At 67.4% G+C, this 1,367-nt stretch carries 1 protein-coding gene; it reads left to right on the top strand.

Annotated features, from left to right (window positions below; translation table 11 throughout):
• Positions 1 to 1,367 (top strand): mannose-1-phosphate guanylyltransferase/mannose-6-phosphate isomerase (locus CHB88_RS24040; RefSeq protein WP_089401890.1); only part of this gene is annotated, 1,367 nt, incomplete at both ends.

Raw genomic sequence — 1,367 nt, 5'->3', positions numbered from 1 at the left:
TCGCGCCTGTGGCCGCTGTCGCGCGCCCTGCGCCCCAAGCAGTTCCTCGGCGTCACCGAAGACACGACCCTGTTCCAGCTCACCCTCGACCGCCTCAAGCCGCTTGGCGCCGAAGCGCCCATCGTCGTCGCCAACGACGACCACCGCTTCCTCGTCGCCGAGCAGTGCCGCGCCCTGAACGTCATGCCGCAATCCATCCTGCTCGAGCCGGTGGCGCGCAATACCGCCCCGGCCATTGCCGTGGCCGCCTTCGCCGCCCAGGCCAAAGGCGACGATCCGCTGCTGCTGGTCTTGCCCGCCGACCACCTCATCGCCAACGTCGACGCCTTCGCCGCCGCCGTGAAGCTGGGCATGGAGGCCGCTGCCGAGGGCTTTCTCGTCACCTTCGGTACCACCCCCACCTATGCCGAAACCGGCTACGGCTATGTCAAGGCCGGCGCCCTGCAGCGCGGCTTCTCCGGCGACGTGCGTGCGGTCGAGCGCTTCGTCGAGAAGCCCGACCTGCCCACCGCCCAGCGCTATCTCGACGACGGTGGCTATACCTGGAACAGCGGCATGTTCCTGTTCCGCGCCTCCAGCTACCTGCAGGAACTGCGCGAGCACCATCCGGCCATGTTTGACGCCTGCCAGCAGGCCTGGACCGACGCCAAGCACGACTACGACTTTACCCGCATCGACAAGGCCGCCTTCGGCCGCTCGCCGTCGGACTCCATCGACTACGCCGTCATGGAGAAGACGCGCAAGGCGGCGGTGATCGCGCTGGATGCCGGCTGGAGCGACGTCGGCGCCTGGTCGGCGGTGAGCCAGGCGGTGCCGGCCGATGAACAGGGCAATGCGGCGCGCGGCGATGTGCTGCTCGAAGGCGCGAAGAACTGCTACGTGCATGCCGACTGCCGCCTGGTGACGCTGGTGGGCGTGGACGACCTGGTGGTGGTGGAAACCTCGGATGCGGTGCTGGTGGCGCACAAGGACCGGGCCCAGGACGTGAAGAAGGTGGTGGAGCGGCTCAAGGCGCAGAACCGGCCGGAGACCGAACAGCACCGGGAAGTGTTCCGGCCGTGGGGCTCGTATGACTCGATCGGCAACGGTGCGCGCTACCAGGTCAAGCGCATCACGGTGAACCCGGGGGCCAAGCTGTCGGTGCAGATGCATCACCACCGCGCCGAGCACTGGGTGGTGGTCAAGGGCACGGCGCGGGTGAAGATCGACGACAGCGAGCAGCTGGTGACGGAAAACCAGTCGGTGTACATCTCGATCGGGCAGGTGCATTCGCTGGAGAACCCGGGCAAGCTGCCGCTGGAGTTGATCGAGGTGCAGTCGGGCGCCTACCTGGGCGAGGATGACATCGTCCGCTTCGAGGATAAGTA

Source organism: Noviherbaspirillum humi (genome assembly GCF_900188095.1).
Taxonomy (GTDB): Bacteria; Pseudomonadota; Gammaproteobacteria; order Burkholderiales; family Burkholderiaceae_D; genus Noviherbaspirillum; species Noviherbaspirillum humi.
Note: the sequence above shows the minus strand (reverse complement) of the source record. Positions and strands in the feature narration are given on the sequence as shown.